Source organism: Helicobacter cetorum MIT 00-7128 (genome assembly GCF_000259255.1).
Taxonomy (GTDB): domain Bacteria; phylum Campylobacterota; class Campylobacteria; order Campylobacterales; family Helicobacteraceae; genus Helicobacter; species Helicobacter cetorum_B.
Genome location: NC_017737.1, coordinates 548362 through 563225 on the forward strand (window position 1 = coordinate 548362; position 14864 = coordinate 563225).

Annotated in this window: 19 protein-coding genes; 9 read left to right on the plus strand and 10 right to left on the minus strand. The window is 33.3% G+C overall.

The window, feature by feature from the left end; genetic code table 11:
* The first annotated feature begins 7 nt into the window (after positions 1-7).
* On the plus strand, positions 8-142 hold the full coding sequence (locus tag HCW_RS09840) for a hypothetical protein (RefSeq protein WP_014660676.1): 135 nt from the start codon (positions 8-10) through the stop codon (positions 140-142).
* 264 nt (positions 143-406) lie between these two features.
* Positions 407-892: a hypothetical protein gene (locus HCW_RS02635; protein WP_014660677.1), complete on the plus strand. Its 486-nt coding sequence runs from the start codon at positions 407-409 to the stop codon at positions 890-892.
* A gap of 200 nt (positions 893-1092) precedes the next feature.
* Here HCW_RS02635 and folP read toward each other — a convergent pair whose 3' ends face one another.
* From folP to HCW_RS02670, 7 genes are all read right to left on the minus strand, one after another.
* Entirely contained in the window at positions 1093-2235 is a 1143-nt protein-coding gene (gene folP, locus HCW_RS02640) for a dihydropteroate synthase (protein WP_014660678.1), read from the minus strand.
* Positions 2232-2891 (minus strand): DNA polymerase III subunit delta', encoded by a 660-nt coding sequence (locus HCW_RS02645; protein WP_014660679.1) that lies wholly within the window; start codon positions 2889-2891, stop codon positions 2232-2234. The genes folP and HCW_RS02645 overlap by 4 nt, the downstream gene beginning before the upstream one ends.
* Positions 2888-3433: a HobA family DNA replication regulator gene (locus tag HCW_RS02650; RefSeq protein WP_014660680.1), complete on the minus strand. Its 546-nt coding sequence runs from the start codon at positions 3431-3433 to the stop codon at positions 2888-2890. Before HCW_RS02650 ends, HCW_RS02645 begins: the two co-directional genes overlap by 4 nt.
* Entirely contained in the window at positions 3430-4647 is a 1218-nt protein-coding gene (locus tag HCW_RS02655; protein ID WP_014660681.1) for an aspartate kinase, read from the minus strand. Before HCW_RS02655 ends, HCW_RS02650 begins: the two co-directional genes overlap by 4 nt.
* Positions 4641-5111: an RNA pyrophosphohydrolase gene (locus HCW_RS02660; RefSeq protein ID WP_014660682.1), complete on the minus strand. Its 471-nt coding sequence runs from the start codon at positions 5109-5111 to the stop codon at positions 4641-4643. Before HCW_RS02660 ends, HCW_RS02655 begins: the two co-directional genes overlap by 7 nt.
* A gap of 174 nt (positions 5112-5285) precedes the next feature.
* The gene (locus tag HCW_RS02665; RefSeq protein WP_014660683.1) at positions 5286-5579 is read right to left on the minus strand and encodes a c-type cytochrome; all 294 of its coding nucleotides are present in this window, start codon (positions 5577-5579) and stop codon (positions 5286-5288) included.
* 204 nt (positions 5580-5783) lie between these two features.
* The gene (locus HCW_RS02670; RefSeq protein ID WP_014660684.1) at positions 5784-6074 is read right to left on the minus strand and encodes a c-type cytochrome; all 291 of its coding nucleotides are present in this window, start codon (positions 6072-6074) and stop codon (positions 5784-5786) included.
* 94 nt (positions 6075-6168) lie between these two features.
* On the opposite strand from HCW_RS02670, the gene hemW reads away from it, so the two are divergent.
* Positions 6169-7206, plus strand: coding sequence for a radical SAM family heme chaperone HemW (hemW, locus tag HCW_RS02675; protein WP_014660685.1), 1038 nt, complete (start codon positions 6169-6171; stop codon positions 7204-7206).
* A 28-nt stretch (positions 7207-7234) separates the two neighbouring features.
* On the opposite strand, the gene crcB is transcribed toward hemW, so the two are convergent.
* From crcB to HCW_RS02690, 3 genes are read right to left on the minus strand one after another with little or no spacing between them, the layout of a single operon-like run.
* On the minus strand, positions 7235-7627 hold the full coding sequence (gene crcB / locus HCW_RS02680; protein ID WP_014660686.1) for a fluoride efflux transporter CrcB: 393 nt from the start codon (positions 7625-7627) through the stop codon (positions 7235-7237).
* Between the two features lie 45 nt (positions 7628-7672).
* Positions 7673-8353 (minus strand): uroporphyrinogen-III synthase, encoded by a 681-nt coding sequence (locus HCW_RS02685; RefSeq protein ID WP_014660687.1) that lies wholly within the window; start codon positions 8351-8353, stop codon positions 7673-7675.
* 17 nt (positions 8354-8370) lie between these two features.
* Positions 8371-8703 carry a rhodanese-like domain-containing protein gene (locus HCW_RS02690; protein ID WP_014660688.1) on the minus strand — a complete coding sequence of 111 codons (333 nt, stop codon included), beginning with the start codon at positions 8701-8703 and terminating at the stop codon, positions 8371-8373.
* Positions 8704-8801: 98 nt separating this feature from the next.
* On the opposite strand from HCW_RS02690, the gene HCW_RS02695 reads away from it, so the two are divergent.
* From HCW_RS02695 to HCW_RS09390, 6 genes are all read left to right on the plus strand, one after another.
* Positions 8802-11648, plus strand: a complete 2847-nt coding sequence (locus HCW_RS02695; protein WP_014660689.1) for an FAD-binding and (Fe-S)-binding domain-containing protein — start codon at positions 8802-8804, stop codon at positions 11646-11648.
* A 38-nt stretch (positions 11649-11686) separates the two neighbouring features.
* Positions 11687-12427: a di-trans,poly-cis-decaprenylcistransferase gene (locus HCW_RS02700; RefSeq protein WP_014660690.1), complete on the plus strand. Its 741-nt coding sequence runs from the start codon at positions 11687-11689 to the stop codon at positions 12425-12427.
* Entirely contained in the window at positions 12421-13107 is a 687-nt protein-coding gene (locus tag HCW_RS02705) for an ABC transporter ATP-binding protein (RefSeq protein WP_014660691.1), read from the plus strand. Before HCW_RS02700 ends, HCW_RS02705 begins: the two co-directional genes overlap by 7 nt.
* Before the next feature lie 198 nt (positions 13108-13305).
* On the plus strand, positions 13306-13518 hold the full coding sequence (locus HCW_RS02710) for a hypothetical protein (RefSeq protein WP_014660692.1): 213 nt from the start codon (positions 13306-13308) through the stop codon (positions 13516-13518).
* Between the two features lie 184 nt (positions 13519-13702).
* Positions 13703-13855, plus strand: coding sequence for a hypothetical protein (locus HCW_RS09385; protein WP_155802213.1), 153 nt, complete (start codon positions 13703-13705; stop codon positions 13853-13855).
* Positions 13856-14511: 656 nt separating this feature from the next.
* Positions 14512-14685 (plus strand): hypothetical protein, encoded by a 174-nt coding sequence (locus tag HCW_RS09390; protein ID WP_155802214.1) that lies wholly within the window; start codon positions 14512-14514, stop codon positions 14683-14685.
* Positions 14686-14864: the final 179 nt, after the last annotated feature.

Sequence of the window (14864 nt, forward strand, 5' to 3'; positions counted from 1 at the left end):
TTTTTTTATGAGAATTTCTTTTTTAGCAATGGTTTTGGCGTTATTCTTTATGGCATGTCATGAGACAAAGCAAGAGATTTTACAAAATGAGGCTGATAGCACGCCCTCAGAAAAGACGATTTGGCAACCTGAACAAAAGTAATTTTTAACTGAATAACTGAGTTAAACACTCAGTTAATTTGCTTTGCGAGATTAGTTCTAATCTTACTCTTTTAGAAAAGTATTAATGAAATATTTTTCTATATTTAGTTTAAAAATCTCTCAATTTCTTATTATTGTTAAAATGATTAAGGCTATTTTAGTTATTGGCAAAAAATTTAAGTTTTATTGCCAATTAAGATAGCCAATTTTAATTATGGAACATTTCTTGCTTTTAATCCTATAAATTAAAATGTAGGAAATTAAAATGGCAGTTTCTTCTATCAATCAATTTGATTCTAACCTTTATGGGCTTTTAAATCCCAAAAACACTCCTTCAAAAGAGAGCGAGACTCAAGGGGTTGCTCCTATACAAAATGTGGAGGCAATAGAAAAAGAAAAAAGAGATGCTTTAATAGAAAATCTTCCTTTCAACCCTGATAATCGTGAGACTTATGGATTTTTAGTTTTAGAATTGATGAGTGATAGGGAATATAACGCCTTTTTAAGAGCTACGGCTGGAATGGACGAGAGTCAAAAGCGCCTAGCTGCGCAATCACTCTATAGCTTGACAGATTTTTACAATGGAAAATTTTCTAAAGAAGTGGAAAACGCTCCTAAACAGCCCTTGAATGGCTTGCAAAAAAAGGCTTTAGCATCTTTTAATGCAACCAACAATAACAATAGCGCCTTTTTGCAACGCTATCAAAATGCCTACAATAACAGCACTTCTTCTATGGATGTGGTTCTATAAATTTTAAAGCTTTCTGTTTTTGAAAATAGAAAGCAATTTACCCTTATTTAATTAGCAAAACTTTTTATAGTTTTTGTTAAAAAATTAGCTAGTTTTTAAACCTGATTTAAAAATTTATAAGTCTTTAATTAAAAGGATTTTTGAAAATTTTAGGGTAACCTATCATTTTAAAAAATCAAATATATTTAGCTTTTTTAACATTAGATACTTTCTTCTAGGCTATTAAACACTTTGATTAAATCTATATGCTCATCAACATCATGCACTCTTAAAATGCTCGCTCCATTTTGTAATGCCATTAAATGCAAAGCTAAAGTGCCAGAAAGTCGCTTTTCAACTTCACGCCCTGTAATAAGACCGATAGTGTTTTTACGGCTTGCCCCAACTAGCAAGGGCTTTTTAAATTTTAGAAAGTGGCTTAAGTGCTTGATTAAGGCTAGATTATGCTCTTTTAGTTTGGCAAATCCAAACCCTATATCTAAAATAATATCCTTAAGGGCGTATTTTTCTAAAATCTCTAGTTTGTCTTTAAAGAAAATATCCATTTCATCAAATAAGTTGTGATAAAAGACATTTTCTTGCATGTCTTTGGGAGTTTTTTTGGCATGCATTAAAACACAAGTTGGCTTGTAGTCTCTTGCGACTTCTAGCATTTCAACGCTACTAAAACCGCTCACATCATTAAGAACAGAAAAATGGTGTTCTAAAGCCATTTTGGCTGTGCTTGCATGATAGGTGTCTATACTAAATTTAGCATGTTCATAGAGTTTTTGAGATTTGATTTCATATAAGACTTCTTTCAAACGCTTCTGTTCTATCTTTGGGTCAATGATTTCACTTCCGGGTTTTGAGCTTGCTGCACCTATATCAATGAGAGTGATGCCTTTTTCAAGGTGTTGATAGATTTCTTCAATGGCATTTTTATTATCAAAACGGCTCTTTTCATAGAAACTATCAGGCGTGAGATTTAAAATTGCCATAATTTGTGGGGCGTTAGGCTTGGGGGATTTGAGATGATTTTTTAATTCTTGTGCTAGAGTTTTAAGCCCAAAGGGTTGGGAATAACACTTGGTGATAAGGCGTTCTAATTGTTTGGCATTAACAATGAGAATGCCATCATAAAAAGGCTTTTTGGCTAGGATACAATCTTTTGGCGTGGCAAAATCACCCCCCACACTCAAGGCTTCTTGTTTTAAAATAAGCGTAGCGCTTAGGGGCAAATCTTTGATTTCAAAGACTAAACTAACGCCTTTTTTAAGCATATGAGCTTGAGCGATTTTTTCTGAGCCTATGTTGTGAAGGGCGGTTTTTAAGGCGTTAGGATTAAGGCGTTTTAAAGTCATTGCTGTTTTTTCTTGTATAAAAGGCTTAAGAGTAGGGGCAAGAGATTGTAGCTAAGCTTGTAATAAGAGCTATTGGCTTTAATAGCTAAATCAAAGGCTTGTAATTCCTGCTCGCTTAGTTTGATGTTATGCCTATTAACACTTTCTAGTAGGCTTTCAATTTTTTCTCTTTGATTTTCTCTTGAATCAAAATTTTCTTTGTCTAATTCTTTTAAAAACGCATAAATATCCTTTAAATCTAGCCTAGATAAATCTAAATCTAAGGGCTTTAGGGGGATTTTTTGGCGCCTATCTTCTTTTACTAATCGGGATTTAATAGTGGTTAAAACATGGTTTGGGCTTTTGGCAAACATGATGAAACAGACATTGTTTGGGGGTTCTTCTAAGATTTTTAAAAGAGCGTTTTGAGCCTCTATGCCATAACTTGGAGCACCAATTAAAAAGGCGTTTAATTTAGAATGTGTCAAACTTGCTTTAGCAATCACTTCTTTGGCATGCTCAATTCTAAAATCTTTATTGAAAGTTTTTATGGTAGTGTTTTTATCCTTTTCATAAATTTCAGTGTAGAATTTGGTGCAATTTTCAAAAAGACTTGCCTCTTCTTCTAGGCTTTCTTCAATATCATTAGTATAAATGAGGCGATTTAAGTTTTTCACTCTAAGACAACCTTATTGTATAGCACGGCAAAAAGCGCATTGTCAAAAAGCTTGAAAAGTTGCAACAATTTATAATCTAACAAAGGGTCATGCTCATTTAAAAGCAAGCAATCTTCTTTAAGGTTTTCAAAAAGCCACAAAAAGCTTGGGTTCTTTTCTAAAAGTAATTTTTCCATTTCTTTAGTTTCAATTTTACCAATATGCCAAAACATAGGGTTTTGATAGGTAAGTTCTATGGTGGCTAAGGACATGTTGGCATCTTCATTGGGATAGAAAGAAGAATGATTAAAATCAATTATGGGCAATAAAGGGCGATTAGCTGAATTTTTGGGATTAAGATTAGAAAGGATATATTCTAAAAACCAATGCCTAGAAGAATCAGTGCTAATAAGCAATGAGCCCCCATTAAGCAAATGCGAGATAGTTTGTGCGATTAAATTTGCATAGTTTGAGCGCTCTAATTCTAGCCACCCGCTTTCTTGAGCAATTATCTCGCCTTGGTCTCTTACAAAGCCATTTATCCAATCATAGAAATTCTTCATGCGTCTAGTTTATAAACAGAATGCAAGGTTCTAACAGCTAATTCGGCATATTTAATATCAATAAGCATAGAAATTTTAATTTCACTTGTAGCAATCATCATAATATTGATATTTTCTTTAGCTAGGGCTTTAAAGGCTGTGCTTGCTACGCCAGAGTGCGATTTCATGCCCACACCTACAACTGAAACTTTAGCAATATTTTCATCATAATCAATAGAGGCAGTTTGAGTCAAAAAGGGCTCTAAAGCCTCTTTGGTATCTTCTATTTGAGTTTGAGGGATAGTGAAATCTAAATCAGTTTTGCCATCTCTACCAATGGTTTGAACTATCATATCCACATTAATGCGATACTCAGCCAAAGCACTAAAGATTTCAGCCGCAATGCCCGGTCTATCTTCTACGCCCTCCATGCTCACACGAGCTTGATTCTTATCTAGTGCAATCCCGCTTACTACAGGTGCTTCCATGTTGTTTTCCTTAATGTCTTTTTCTGCTACAATGAGTGTGCCTTCACTATGATTAAACGAACTGCGAGTAACTAGCTTAACATTGAGTTTTTTAGCTAATTCCACAGAGCGATTTAATAATACTTTAGCCCCCATAGAGGCAAGCTCAAGCATTTCATCATAACTAATTTGTGTGATTTTTTGAGCCTTTTTTTCAATTCTTGGGTCGGTGGTATATACGCCATCTACATCAGTATAGATTTCGCATAAATCTGCTTTTAAAGCTCCAGCTAGTGCGACCGCACTCAAATCGCTCCCTCCACGCCCCAAAGTAGTGATTTCATGCTCTATACTAGCGCCTTGAAAGCCTGCTACTACAATGACATAACCCTCTGTTAAAAGTTTGTTTAAGCGTGCGGTGTTGATAGATTGGATTTGAGCGTTTTGAAAATGTGAAGTGGTTAAAATCCCAGCCTCTGCCCCACTTAATGAAATAGCCTTAGAACCATATCTTTCTAATGCCATGCATAAAGCAGCGCTTGAGATTATCTCGCCTGTGCTTACAATTCTATCCATTTCTCGTTTATTGGGGTTATGGCTAAAATTTTTGCAAAATTCTAAAAGCTTGTCAGTTTCGCCACTCATAGCAGAGACCACTACCACAACTTGATGGTTTAAGGCAACACTCTCTAACACTCTTTTGGCAACATTATGGATTCTTTCAGCACTACCCATGCTTGTGCCACCATATTTTTGAACGATTAACACCCTAAATACCCCTCTGTTTTAAAATAAGAAATCACTTGGCGATACACTTGACGCTTAAAAGGCGCTACTTTTTTAAGTAAATCTTTAAAACCTACAAATTGGTAAGCCCTAAATTCTGGCGTATGCGCATTTAAATTGATTTGGTTTGAATGCTTTAAGCGCACTAAAAAGTAGCGTTGCTTTTGCCCATCAAAAGGATAGAGCTTGCGCTCCATATTACTTGGGAAATCATAAGCAATCCATTTGGGATATTGCGCTAAGACTTCTACTTCATTAGTGCCAATTTCTTCTAATAGCTCTCTTTTTAATGCCTCCAAAGCACTCTCGCCCTCATCAATGCCCCCTTGAGGGAATTGCCAAGCGCCTTGAATATCTATGCGCTCTGCAACAAATATTTCACACTCCAAAGGGTAGTTTGGCGACAAAATAACAGCAGCAACATTGGGTCGGTAAGTTTTGCTCATATGTTATGTCTCTCCCTTTAGAAGTGTGCTATTTTATTAAAGGGGTATTATAGTGAAACATGGCTTTAAATATTGTTAAGCATTAAAATGAAGTTAAAGAGATAATCATATATAGATTAAAAGATGAAAGGTTAATAAGCCATGTTGTATATGGCTTATTAAAGGTTTAATTAGTTATTTTAGAGTGGGAATATATTTGGCTAAAGCCTTAATGTCTTCAATGCTAAGTTTATTGACTTGCATTTGCATAAAAGCGCTTTTTTTCTTGCCGGTTTTAAAATCCATTAAATCACTCTCAATCTGTTTGGCACTAAGAGTGTTTACAACTAATTTTCTAGCACCTACGGGTTTTTCAAATTTTTTGCCATGACAACTAATGCAACCTTTGGTTTTAATAATATCCTTCGCACTTTGGGCTAGAGCTTGCGTTAGTGTTACGATACTTAAGATTAAAATAATTTTTTTCATTTTTATCCTTAACTTATTGATTAATTTTAGGTTATTCTAAATCATACAATCCTAAACTTAAGGTTTGGCTTATAAAAAACAAGAAATTTAAGATTAAAGAGTCTAAAGATAAAAGAATTAGTTTGAAAGCAAAACTACAAAAAAGTGGGATAAAAAATAAAATGAGAGAGACAATACTCTTAAAAAAGAGTATTGTCAAAAACCTTACTTAAGAGTAGGGATATATTTAGCTAAAGCTTTGATGTCTTCTGCGCTTAATTTCTTAGCTTGCATTTCCATTACAGGGCTTTTCTTCTTGCCTTCTTTGAAAGCCATAAGTTCTTCTTTAATTTCTTTTTCAGTCATTGAATTAACTACTTTGCTCTTACCCATAGCTTTCTTTTCAAATTTAGCACCATGGCAACCAATGCAACCCTTGGCAAGATCTTTTGCCTCTGCTGCCATTAAAACATTTGCAAGTGCTAAAGCACCAAAAACTAGAACAACCTTTTTCATGTTCGTCTCCTTAAATTATCAAAATGATTTTAAAATGATACAATTTCAAATTTTAAGTTTTGCTTAAAATGAAGTAAAAATGAGAGAATATTATATGATTTTATATATCCATATCCCTTTTTGTGATAATAAATGCGGTTATTGTGCTTTCAACTCGTATGAAAATAAGCACGAATTAATAGAAGAATATGTAAAGGCGTTATGTCTAGATTTAAAGCATGCTTTAGGGCAAACAGATGAAAAAATTGAGAGCATTTTTATTGGTGGTGGCACGCCTAATACCTTAAGCGTAAAATCTTTTGAGAGTATTTTTGAATGTGTTTATCAAAATGCGAGCTTAACTACAGATTGCGAGATAACCACTGAGGCTAATCCTGAGTTGATTTCTAAAACTTGGTGTGAAAGTTTAAGAGATTTAGGAGTTAATCGTATAAGTTTAGGGGTGCAAAGTTTTAGAGAAGATAAATTATTGTTTTTAGAACGCAAACACTCCAAAAATATTGCCCCTATCATAGAAATTATTGCAAAAAGTAAGATTAAAAATATTAGTATTGATTTGATTTATAACACTCCCTTAGACAACGAATTATCGTTAAAAGAAGAATTAAAATGCGCTTATGAACTTCCTATCAATCATTTGAGTGCCTATGCTTTAAGCATTGAAAAAAACACGAATTTAGAAAAAAACGCTAAAAAATCATCAAGTATTAATTATGATAGGGTAGTTAAAGATACTTTAGAAAGCTTTTCTTTCAAGCAATACGAAGTGTCTAATTATGCTAGAAATTATAAGGTCAAACACAATTTAGCTTACTGGGGGGCTAAAGACTATTTAGGGTGTGGGGCTGGGGCTGTGGGCTGTATCAATAACAAACGATTTTATGCTAAAAAAATCATAGAAAATTATATAAAAGACCCCCTAAAACGCCAAGTTGAGTTACTGAATAAAGAAGATAAGCGATTAGAAAGGCTGTTTTTAGGTTTAAGATGTGAATTAGGGGTTGAGCTTAGTTTATTAGATGAGAATAAAGTAGGGCTTTTAATAAAAGAAAATAAGGCTTTCACTAAAAACAATCAACTCATAGCGAGCGATTTTTTTATGGCTGATGAAATGGCTTTATGGTTGCTTTAAAAAGGCATTCAAGCCTTTTTAAACGCTCTTAATTTAAGCCTACAAAGTTTTTAGCCAAAAACCAGCCGATTGCCACACAAATTAGCCCTAAAATATTTGTGCCTAAGGCATAAGAAATCGCTTCAATGTATTGAGATTTTTGCAAGAGTTTTAAAGTATCAAGTCCGTAGGAAGAAAAGGTTGTAAAGCCCCCTAAAACTCCGGTTACAAAGAAAATCCCAAATTCATCACCAAAAACTTTTTTAGCTGCTAAATGCCCCATAAAGCCAATGACAAAACACCCCACAAGATTCACCGTGAAAGTCCCTAAAGGAAAACTTTCAAACATTAAAAACTTGCTAGGCATCATTTTACCCACAAAATACCTTAATGAACTCCCTATAGCCCCCCCAAGGGCTGCAAATAAAAAGACCAAATTCATGCATAATCCTTTTAAAATAGATAAGAGTAGTGTAATAAGATTTTCTTAATATTCCTTAACTTTCAAACTTAAAGCTAGGTCTAAACACGCTTCTATGGAAGGCTTTTTTGCAATGTGGCTTTTAATACCTTGTTCTAATAAAAACTGAGCGGTTGTGTTTCCGATACTTATGGCGGTGTAATTTTCTAAAAATTCAAAATAATACAAAAAGGCTTTTACATGGCTTATGGCTGTAAAAATGAGAATGCTATTATCTTTAGGTTTTAGAGCGTTTTTTTCACTCAAGCTCAAAGTTTTAAGCTTGTTTTCATAAACAATAGCTTGGGTGAGACTCACACCATGTTCTAAAAGAATGGTATCTAAATGAGAGACAATTTCTTTAGCCCTTAGATACAAAACTTTTTTATTCTTTAGTAAAGGAATAATTTCTTTGGCAAACTCTTTTCCATGAGCTTTTTGTCCTACAAACGCCACTTTAAAACCATGAGCTTGTAAAATTTTAGCGCTAGGTTCGCTCAAAGCATAACTAGGAATATTTTGCAAAATTTTGAGTTTAGGACTATTTTTTAAAGTTTCTAGCAAAGAAAACACTGCATTTTTAGAAGTAAAGATTAGAGCGTCAAAAGGGCTTAGGTCTAATTCTAAAGCATGGTAGCAAAATTCATTGAGAATGAGAGTTTTATAGGGCGCAATTTCTTTAGAATGCACCCATACAATCTCTCTCATCTTAAGGTTTTCTTATTTTAGCAAGGTTTGCCATTTAAAGGTGCTTTGCCATATTCCATTCTAGCGCCATATTTTTCAAAATCATAGACATTGCCTTCTAAATAATAAGGCTTGTAACCAAGATTATGCATCATCTTAGCCGCATTCATCGCTCTCATGCCTGCTTTGCAATGTAGTAATACCTTGTCATTTTTATGTTCTTCTAAAAAGTTAGCAAGCTTTTTAGGGTCATTGATAAGAGTAGAGTTTGGCAAACGCAATTCTTCAAATTCATCTAATTCACGCACATCTACCACTACAAAATCATTAAAATTGACTTCTTCTAAACTGATTGCATAATTTTCAAACATTAATTATCCTTTGATTTAAATTTTTTCATATTGGATATGTTACAATGATTAAATAAATATACTTAATAAAAAAAGAATTTAATTAGTGAGGTTAGTAAATGGAAGTGAATTACCATGCGTTTTTTGATGAGGCTAGAGAGTTTTTGGGCGATAGGATTTATAAGGATTATTTACGCCGTTTTGCTTATGGTATTGATGCGTCATGCTATCGCTATGTTCCTAAAGTGGTTGTTAAAGCCAAGAATGAAGAAGAAGTGCAAAAACTCTGCGAGTTAGCTCATAAACATGGTGTAACTTTAACTTTTAGAGCTGCAGGGAGTTCCTTATCGGGGCAAGCAAGTTGTGATGGCGTGCTAGTTATTGCATCGCATTTTTTTCAGGACGCTAAAATTTTAGATAACGCTAAGAGCATTCAGCTTTCATGTGGGATTATAGGAAGTAACGCCAATCTTTTATTGAAACCTTATAGTAAAAAAATAGGCCCTGACCCTGCCACCATAAACACCGCTATGATAGGGGGGATTTTAGCTAATAACGCCAGCGGAATGTGTTGTGGTGTGGAGCAAAACAGCTATAAAACCTTAAAATCTCTAAGAGTCATTTTTGCTGATGGCACTCTTTTAGACACTTCTAATCAAGAGAGCGTTGAGAGTTTTAAAAACACGCACAAAGATTTGATTGAAGGCGTTTTAAATTTAAGAAAAGAAATCTTAGAAGATGATAATTTACACGCTTTGATTAAGAAAAAATATGAAATCAAAAACACCACTGGTTATAGTTTAAACGCTCTGATTGACTTTGAAGACCCTATGGAAATCATTAGCCATTTATTCATAGGCTCTGAAGGGACTTTAGGCTTTATTTCAAGTGCGGAGTTAGAATGCGTTAAAGATTATGCCCATAAAACTTGTGCGTTATTGTTCTATGAAAACTTAGAAGAATGCGCCAAAGCCGCTCAAATTCTAGCCACATTAAAAGCCAAGCACCCTAGCATGATTTCTTCAGCAGAGCTTATGGATTATGCGTCTTTAAAAAGCGTGAAAAATTTAGATGGCATGCCTAGTGTGATTAAAGAAGTCAAAGAGCCTAATGCATGCTTACTCATTCAAAGCGAAAGCGATGAAAAATCTATTTTAGAAAATAATATGCAAACGATTTTGGACGCCTTAAGCGTTATACCTGTGGCATTAGATTCTCAAATTAGCAGTGAGCCTAGTATCTATAACTCATGGTGGAAGATTAGAAAAGGAATTTTTCCTATCGCAGCGTCAAAAAGAAAAAGCCAAAGTTCTGTCATTATTGAAGATGTGTGCTTTAGTAAAGAGAATTTCGTTCAAGGTGCAGTCGCTATTGAAGAGCTTTTAAAAACGCATGGCTTTAAGGATAGTAGCATTATTTTTGGGCATGCCTTAAGCGGGAATTTACATTTTGTCGTTACGCCGATTTTAGAAAATGAAGTAGAAAGAAAGGCGTTTGAAAATTTAGTCTCTGATATGGCTCTTATGGTGAGTGAGTCTCAAGGCTCTATTAAAGCAGAACATGGCACAGGCAGAATGGTAGCCCCCTTTGTAGAAATGGAGTGGGGAGAAAAAGCCTACAAAATCCATAGAAAAATCAAAGAATTGTTTGACCCTAAAGGGCTTTTAAACCCTGATGTGATTATCACTGATGACAAAGAAATCCATACTAAAAATTTAAAAAGCATTTATCCTATTGAAGAGCATTTGGATATGTGTATGGAATGTGGGTTTTGTGAAAGGATTTGCCCTAGCAAGGAATTATCTTTAACTCCAAGACAACGCATTGTGGTTCATAGAGAGATTGAACGCTTAAAAGAGAGAGTAAAACAGGGGCATAATGAAGATAAAACTTTGTTAGATGAGTTTTTAAAAGGGGCTGAATATTTAGCATATGAGACTTGTGCGGTGTGTCATATGTGCTCTACTCTATGCCCTTTAAAAATTGATACCGGAAGCATTGCTTTAAATTATTATCAAACAAATCCTAAGGGTGAGAAAATTGCTACAAGTATTCTAAATAACATGCAAACAATGACTAAGGGTGCTAAATTTTCTTTAAAAAGTGCTAGTGTGGCTCAAAATATCCTAGGCTCTAAAAACTTAGTAGGTTTGACTAAAGGGATTAAAAAATTCATCAAGCCCTTTCCTAAAGCCTTTAATTACATGCCTAAAAACAACGCCTATGCTTTAGAGAATAAAAATTGTGAGAGTGGAGAAAAAGTCATTTATTTTAGCACCTGTATCAACCGCTCGTTTGCTCCATCAAAATTTATGGCTGATACTAGAAGCATTCAAGAAGTGTTTGAATCCTTATGTAAAAAGGCAAAGGTCTCTGTTCTTTATCCTAACGAATTAAATGCACTTTGTTGTGGGAAAGCCTTTATTAATTACACCGACTTAACCAAACAAAATAATGAAAAAAACCATGCGATTTTCTTAAAATTAAGTGATAATGGAAAAATTCCCATTGTCTTAGACCATAGCGCATGTTCAACGCATTTTATCAAGCAAATGAAAGCCTATAAGGATTTAAAAATCTATGATTTGAGCGTGTATATTGAAGAAGTTTTAAGTTCTAAATTAGAATTTAAAGCTATTGATGAAGACATTGGATTATATACCATGTGTGCCTTAAAACTAGAAAATAAAGAAGAGTTATTGTTGAATTTAGCTAAAAAATGCACAACAGGTGAGATTATTATCCATGCAGATACAGGTTGTTGTGGGTTTGCTGGGAATAAGGGCTTTTTTACCCCTGAATTAAATGAGAGTGCTTTAAAAGGTTTTGAAAAATTTTATAAAGCTTATAATGTTAAAAGGGGCTTTTCAACTTCTAGCACTTGTGAAATCGGCTTGAGTGAAAAAACACAATTTTCTTGGCAACATATCGCTTACTTAGTGGATGCTTGCACGCTTTTAAAATAATGTATAATTAAGGACTTTTCTTTAAAGGTTAAATAGAATTGAATAACACTCTCAAACATCTTGCCATTATTATGGATGGTAATGGCAGATGGGCTAGATTACAGAATAAGGCTAGGGCTTATGGGCATAAAAAAGGCGTAAAAACTCTTAAAGACATTACGATATATTGCGCGAACAAAAAGTTAGAATGCTTGACTTTATACGCTTTTTCTACTGAAAATTGGAAACGCCCCAAAAGTGAAGTGGATTTTTTAATGAAAATGCTTAAAAAGTATCTCAAAGATGAGCGGCCTACTTATTTGAATAACCATATACGCTTTAAAGCGATAGGGGATTTAGAAGGCTTTTCTAAGGAATTAAAAGACACGATTTTGCAGCTTGAAGAAGATACCAAGCATTTTAAGGATTTTACGCAAGTTCTAGCTCTCAATTATGGTTCTAAAAATGAACTCACTAGAGCGTTTAAAAGCTTATTAGAAACCCCCCCAAAAAACTTCAAAAATTTAGAAAGCACCAAAATTTTAGAAAACACCAAAATTTTAGAAAACTTGGAACAAGAAATTTCTAGGCATTTAGATACGCATGATTTACCTGAAGTGGATTTATTACTACGCACAGGGGGGGAAATGCGTTTGTCTAATTTCTTGTTGTGGCAATCTAGCTATGCGGAATTGTTTTTCACGCCGATTTTATGGCCAGATTTCACCCCCAAAGATTTAGAAAACATTATCAGCGATTTTTATAAAAGAGTGCGTAAGTTTGGGGAATTGAAATGCTAGTAGAGATAGAGAATTTAAGCAAATCCTATGGGAGTTTAAAAGCTTTAGACAATATCAGTCTCAAACTTCCTAAAAAGCAATTTATAGGGCTTTTAGGCCCTAATGGGGCGGGTAAAACTACTTTGTTAAAAATTTTAGCCGGATTAAATTTGAACTACCAAGGAAAAGTGAAAATTTTAGGCAAAAGTATCGGCATAGAGACTAAAAAAAGCGTGGCGTTTTTAAGCGATGGCGATTTTTTAGACCCTGAAAGTTCGCCTTTAAAAGCCATCGCTTTTTATAAAGATTTTTTTAATGACTTTGATGAATCAAAAGCCCTAGATTTACTCAAACACTTTTGTGTGCCATTAACAAGAAAATTTAAAGCCCTTTCAAAAGGCATGAGAGAAAAATTACAACTTATTTTAACTTTATCACGAGATTCTTCTTTATATCTCTTTGATGAACCAGTGGCTGGCATTGACCCCATTGCAAGAGAAGAGATTTTTGAATTAATCGCCAATGAATTTAGCAAAAATGCGAGCTTGTTAGTCTCTACGCATTTAGTGGTTGATGTGGAAAAGTATTTGGATAGTGCGATTTTTTTAAAAGAAGGGAAAATTATGGCGTTTGGAAATATTGAAACATTAAAAAATAATCATAGTAGTTTGGAGATGGCGTATAAAGCGGCGTTGAAATAGGGGGCTATAAGTCCAAACTTTTAAAAGCTCCAAAAGTCATTTTAGAGCGATATTTTATAAAAATAAGCAAACAAAATTATTACCACCAAGATACTCTTAGCTAAAAAACCTAGTCCTTATTTTTTCTAATTTTTAGTAAGCAATTATGTTTTTTGTGTTAGAATGTATTAAAAGAATCAAAAAAAGAAAGGTGTAGTGATGAAATTAAAAAATGCAAAAACTTTTATTAACTCATGCTTTAATCTCTCTTTTGTTAGTTCTACTTTATTAAAAGCTTCTCATTATCCTTCCACAGAGGGATTTAAAAAAGATTATAAAAATCTTTCTAATGACTTTAGAAAAATAGCTTTAGATTTTAATCATAATGTTAAGAAAAACAGAAATTCAAGCAAAATCAGACAGCCTTCTTAAGCTATCTCACACTCAAATAGATGCTCCGCTTTTAGATATTCATGGCATAAAAGTGTTGCATGAGTTGGGCGTGAAAATGATATAAGATTTATTTATAGAAGAAACACAAAAGGAAGCTCAACACCGTAGGAAAATAGAAAATAAGACAGCAAATTTTGTTTTCATAGAAAAGCTCATTGCTTTCTTGATAGTTGTTTTTATTGTTATAGTAGGGGTTGGTGCTAGTATCTATTGTGCTATTAAGGGTTTTAAAGAACTTTCGCTCACTATTGTTGGAATCTGTTTAGGCTCTTTGGCAATAGCTGTCTTAAGAAGAGACAATCCTACCAAGAAATAAAATATTGCTATAGGTTTTTAGATACTTAACTACCTCTAAAAAGAAGTAGTTCTCTATATGATTAGAAGAACAAATTGTTTAAAAAATGTTCTAATTTGTCTGTTATTAAATTCACGATAATATCAGTAAAAATTTTTTGTAAAATTTCTTTTAACATTTTTACTCCTTTGTATTTTTAATTTTTTAGTATTTGTAAAAGTAGAAAAAACTTTTACTGATGAGTATAGTTATTTTCATTTTTAAAAAATATTTTTCATTTTTTATTAATATATAATGTTTTTTGGTTAAAATTTTAACTGTTTTTATTTTTAATTAAGGATAGAATGTTAATTTTTTCTAAAAATCTCAAATTTTAGTTTCTGATTAAAATATGTGTTAACTTATGTAAATTATAATCTTAAGAATTAGAATTCAAAAAGGCAATAGCATGAAAGAAATGATAATTAATATCAAAAATTCCGTCTCTCTCTCTCTCTCTCTCTAAATAGCCTATTTTTTATTGCATTTTTTAAAAAATTCTTTTTACACCCCTTTACCTAATCTTACGCCCTAATTTTATGCGTTGTAAAAGGTAATTTGCTTAGCCCTATAACGCCATTTATAGGGCTAATAGAGTTGCTTAGTTGCAACAAATATTTTATTTTAAGGAGAAAATTATGGCAAGCGATAAAAAAGATAGAGCGCAAAGAAAATGTTCTAAATGTGGAAAAGGAATGCTGTGTTGTTCTGAGAAGGATTTGCAACATGCTAAAAATAATGAATCTGTAAAACTAAGATGCAATAGTTGCTATTGCCACGAAGATGAAAAATACAAAAACCTAATCGGTTAACACCTTTTTTATCCATGCTAAAAACGCTTGTTTTTAGCATAGGGGACTAAAATTAAAGAAGGGAAAATTATGGCATTTGGAAATATTGAAGAGCTAAAGGGTAGTTATCATAACTTAGAAATGGCGTATAAAATGGCGTTGAAATAGGGAGTAAGCCCCGCTCTAAAAAAACAAAAAGT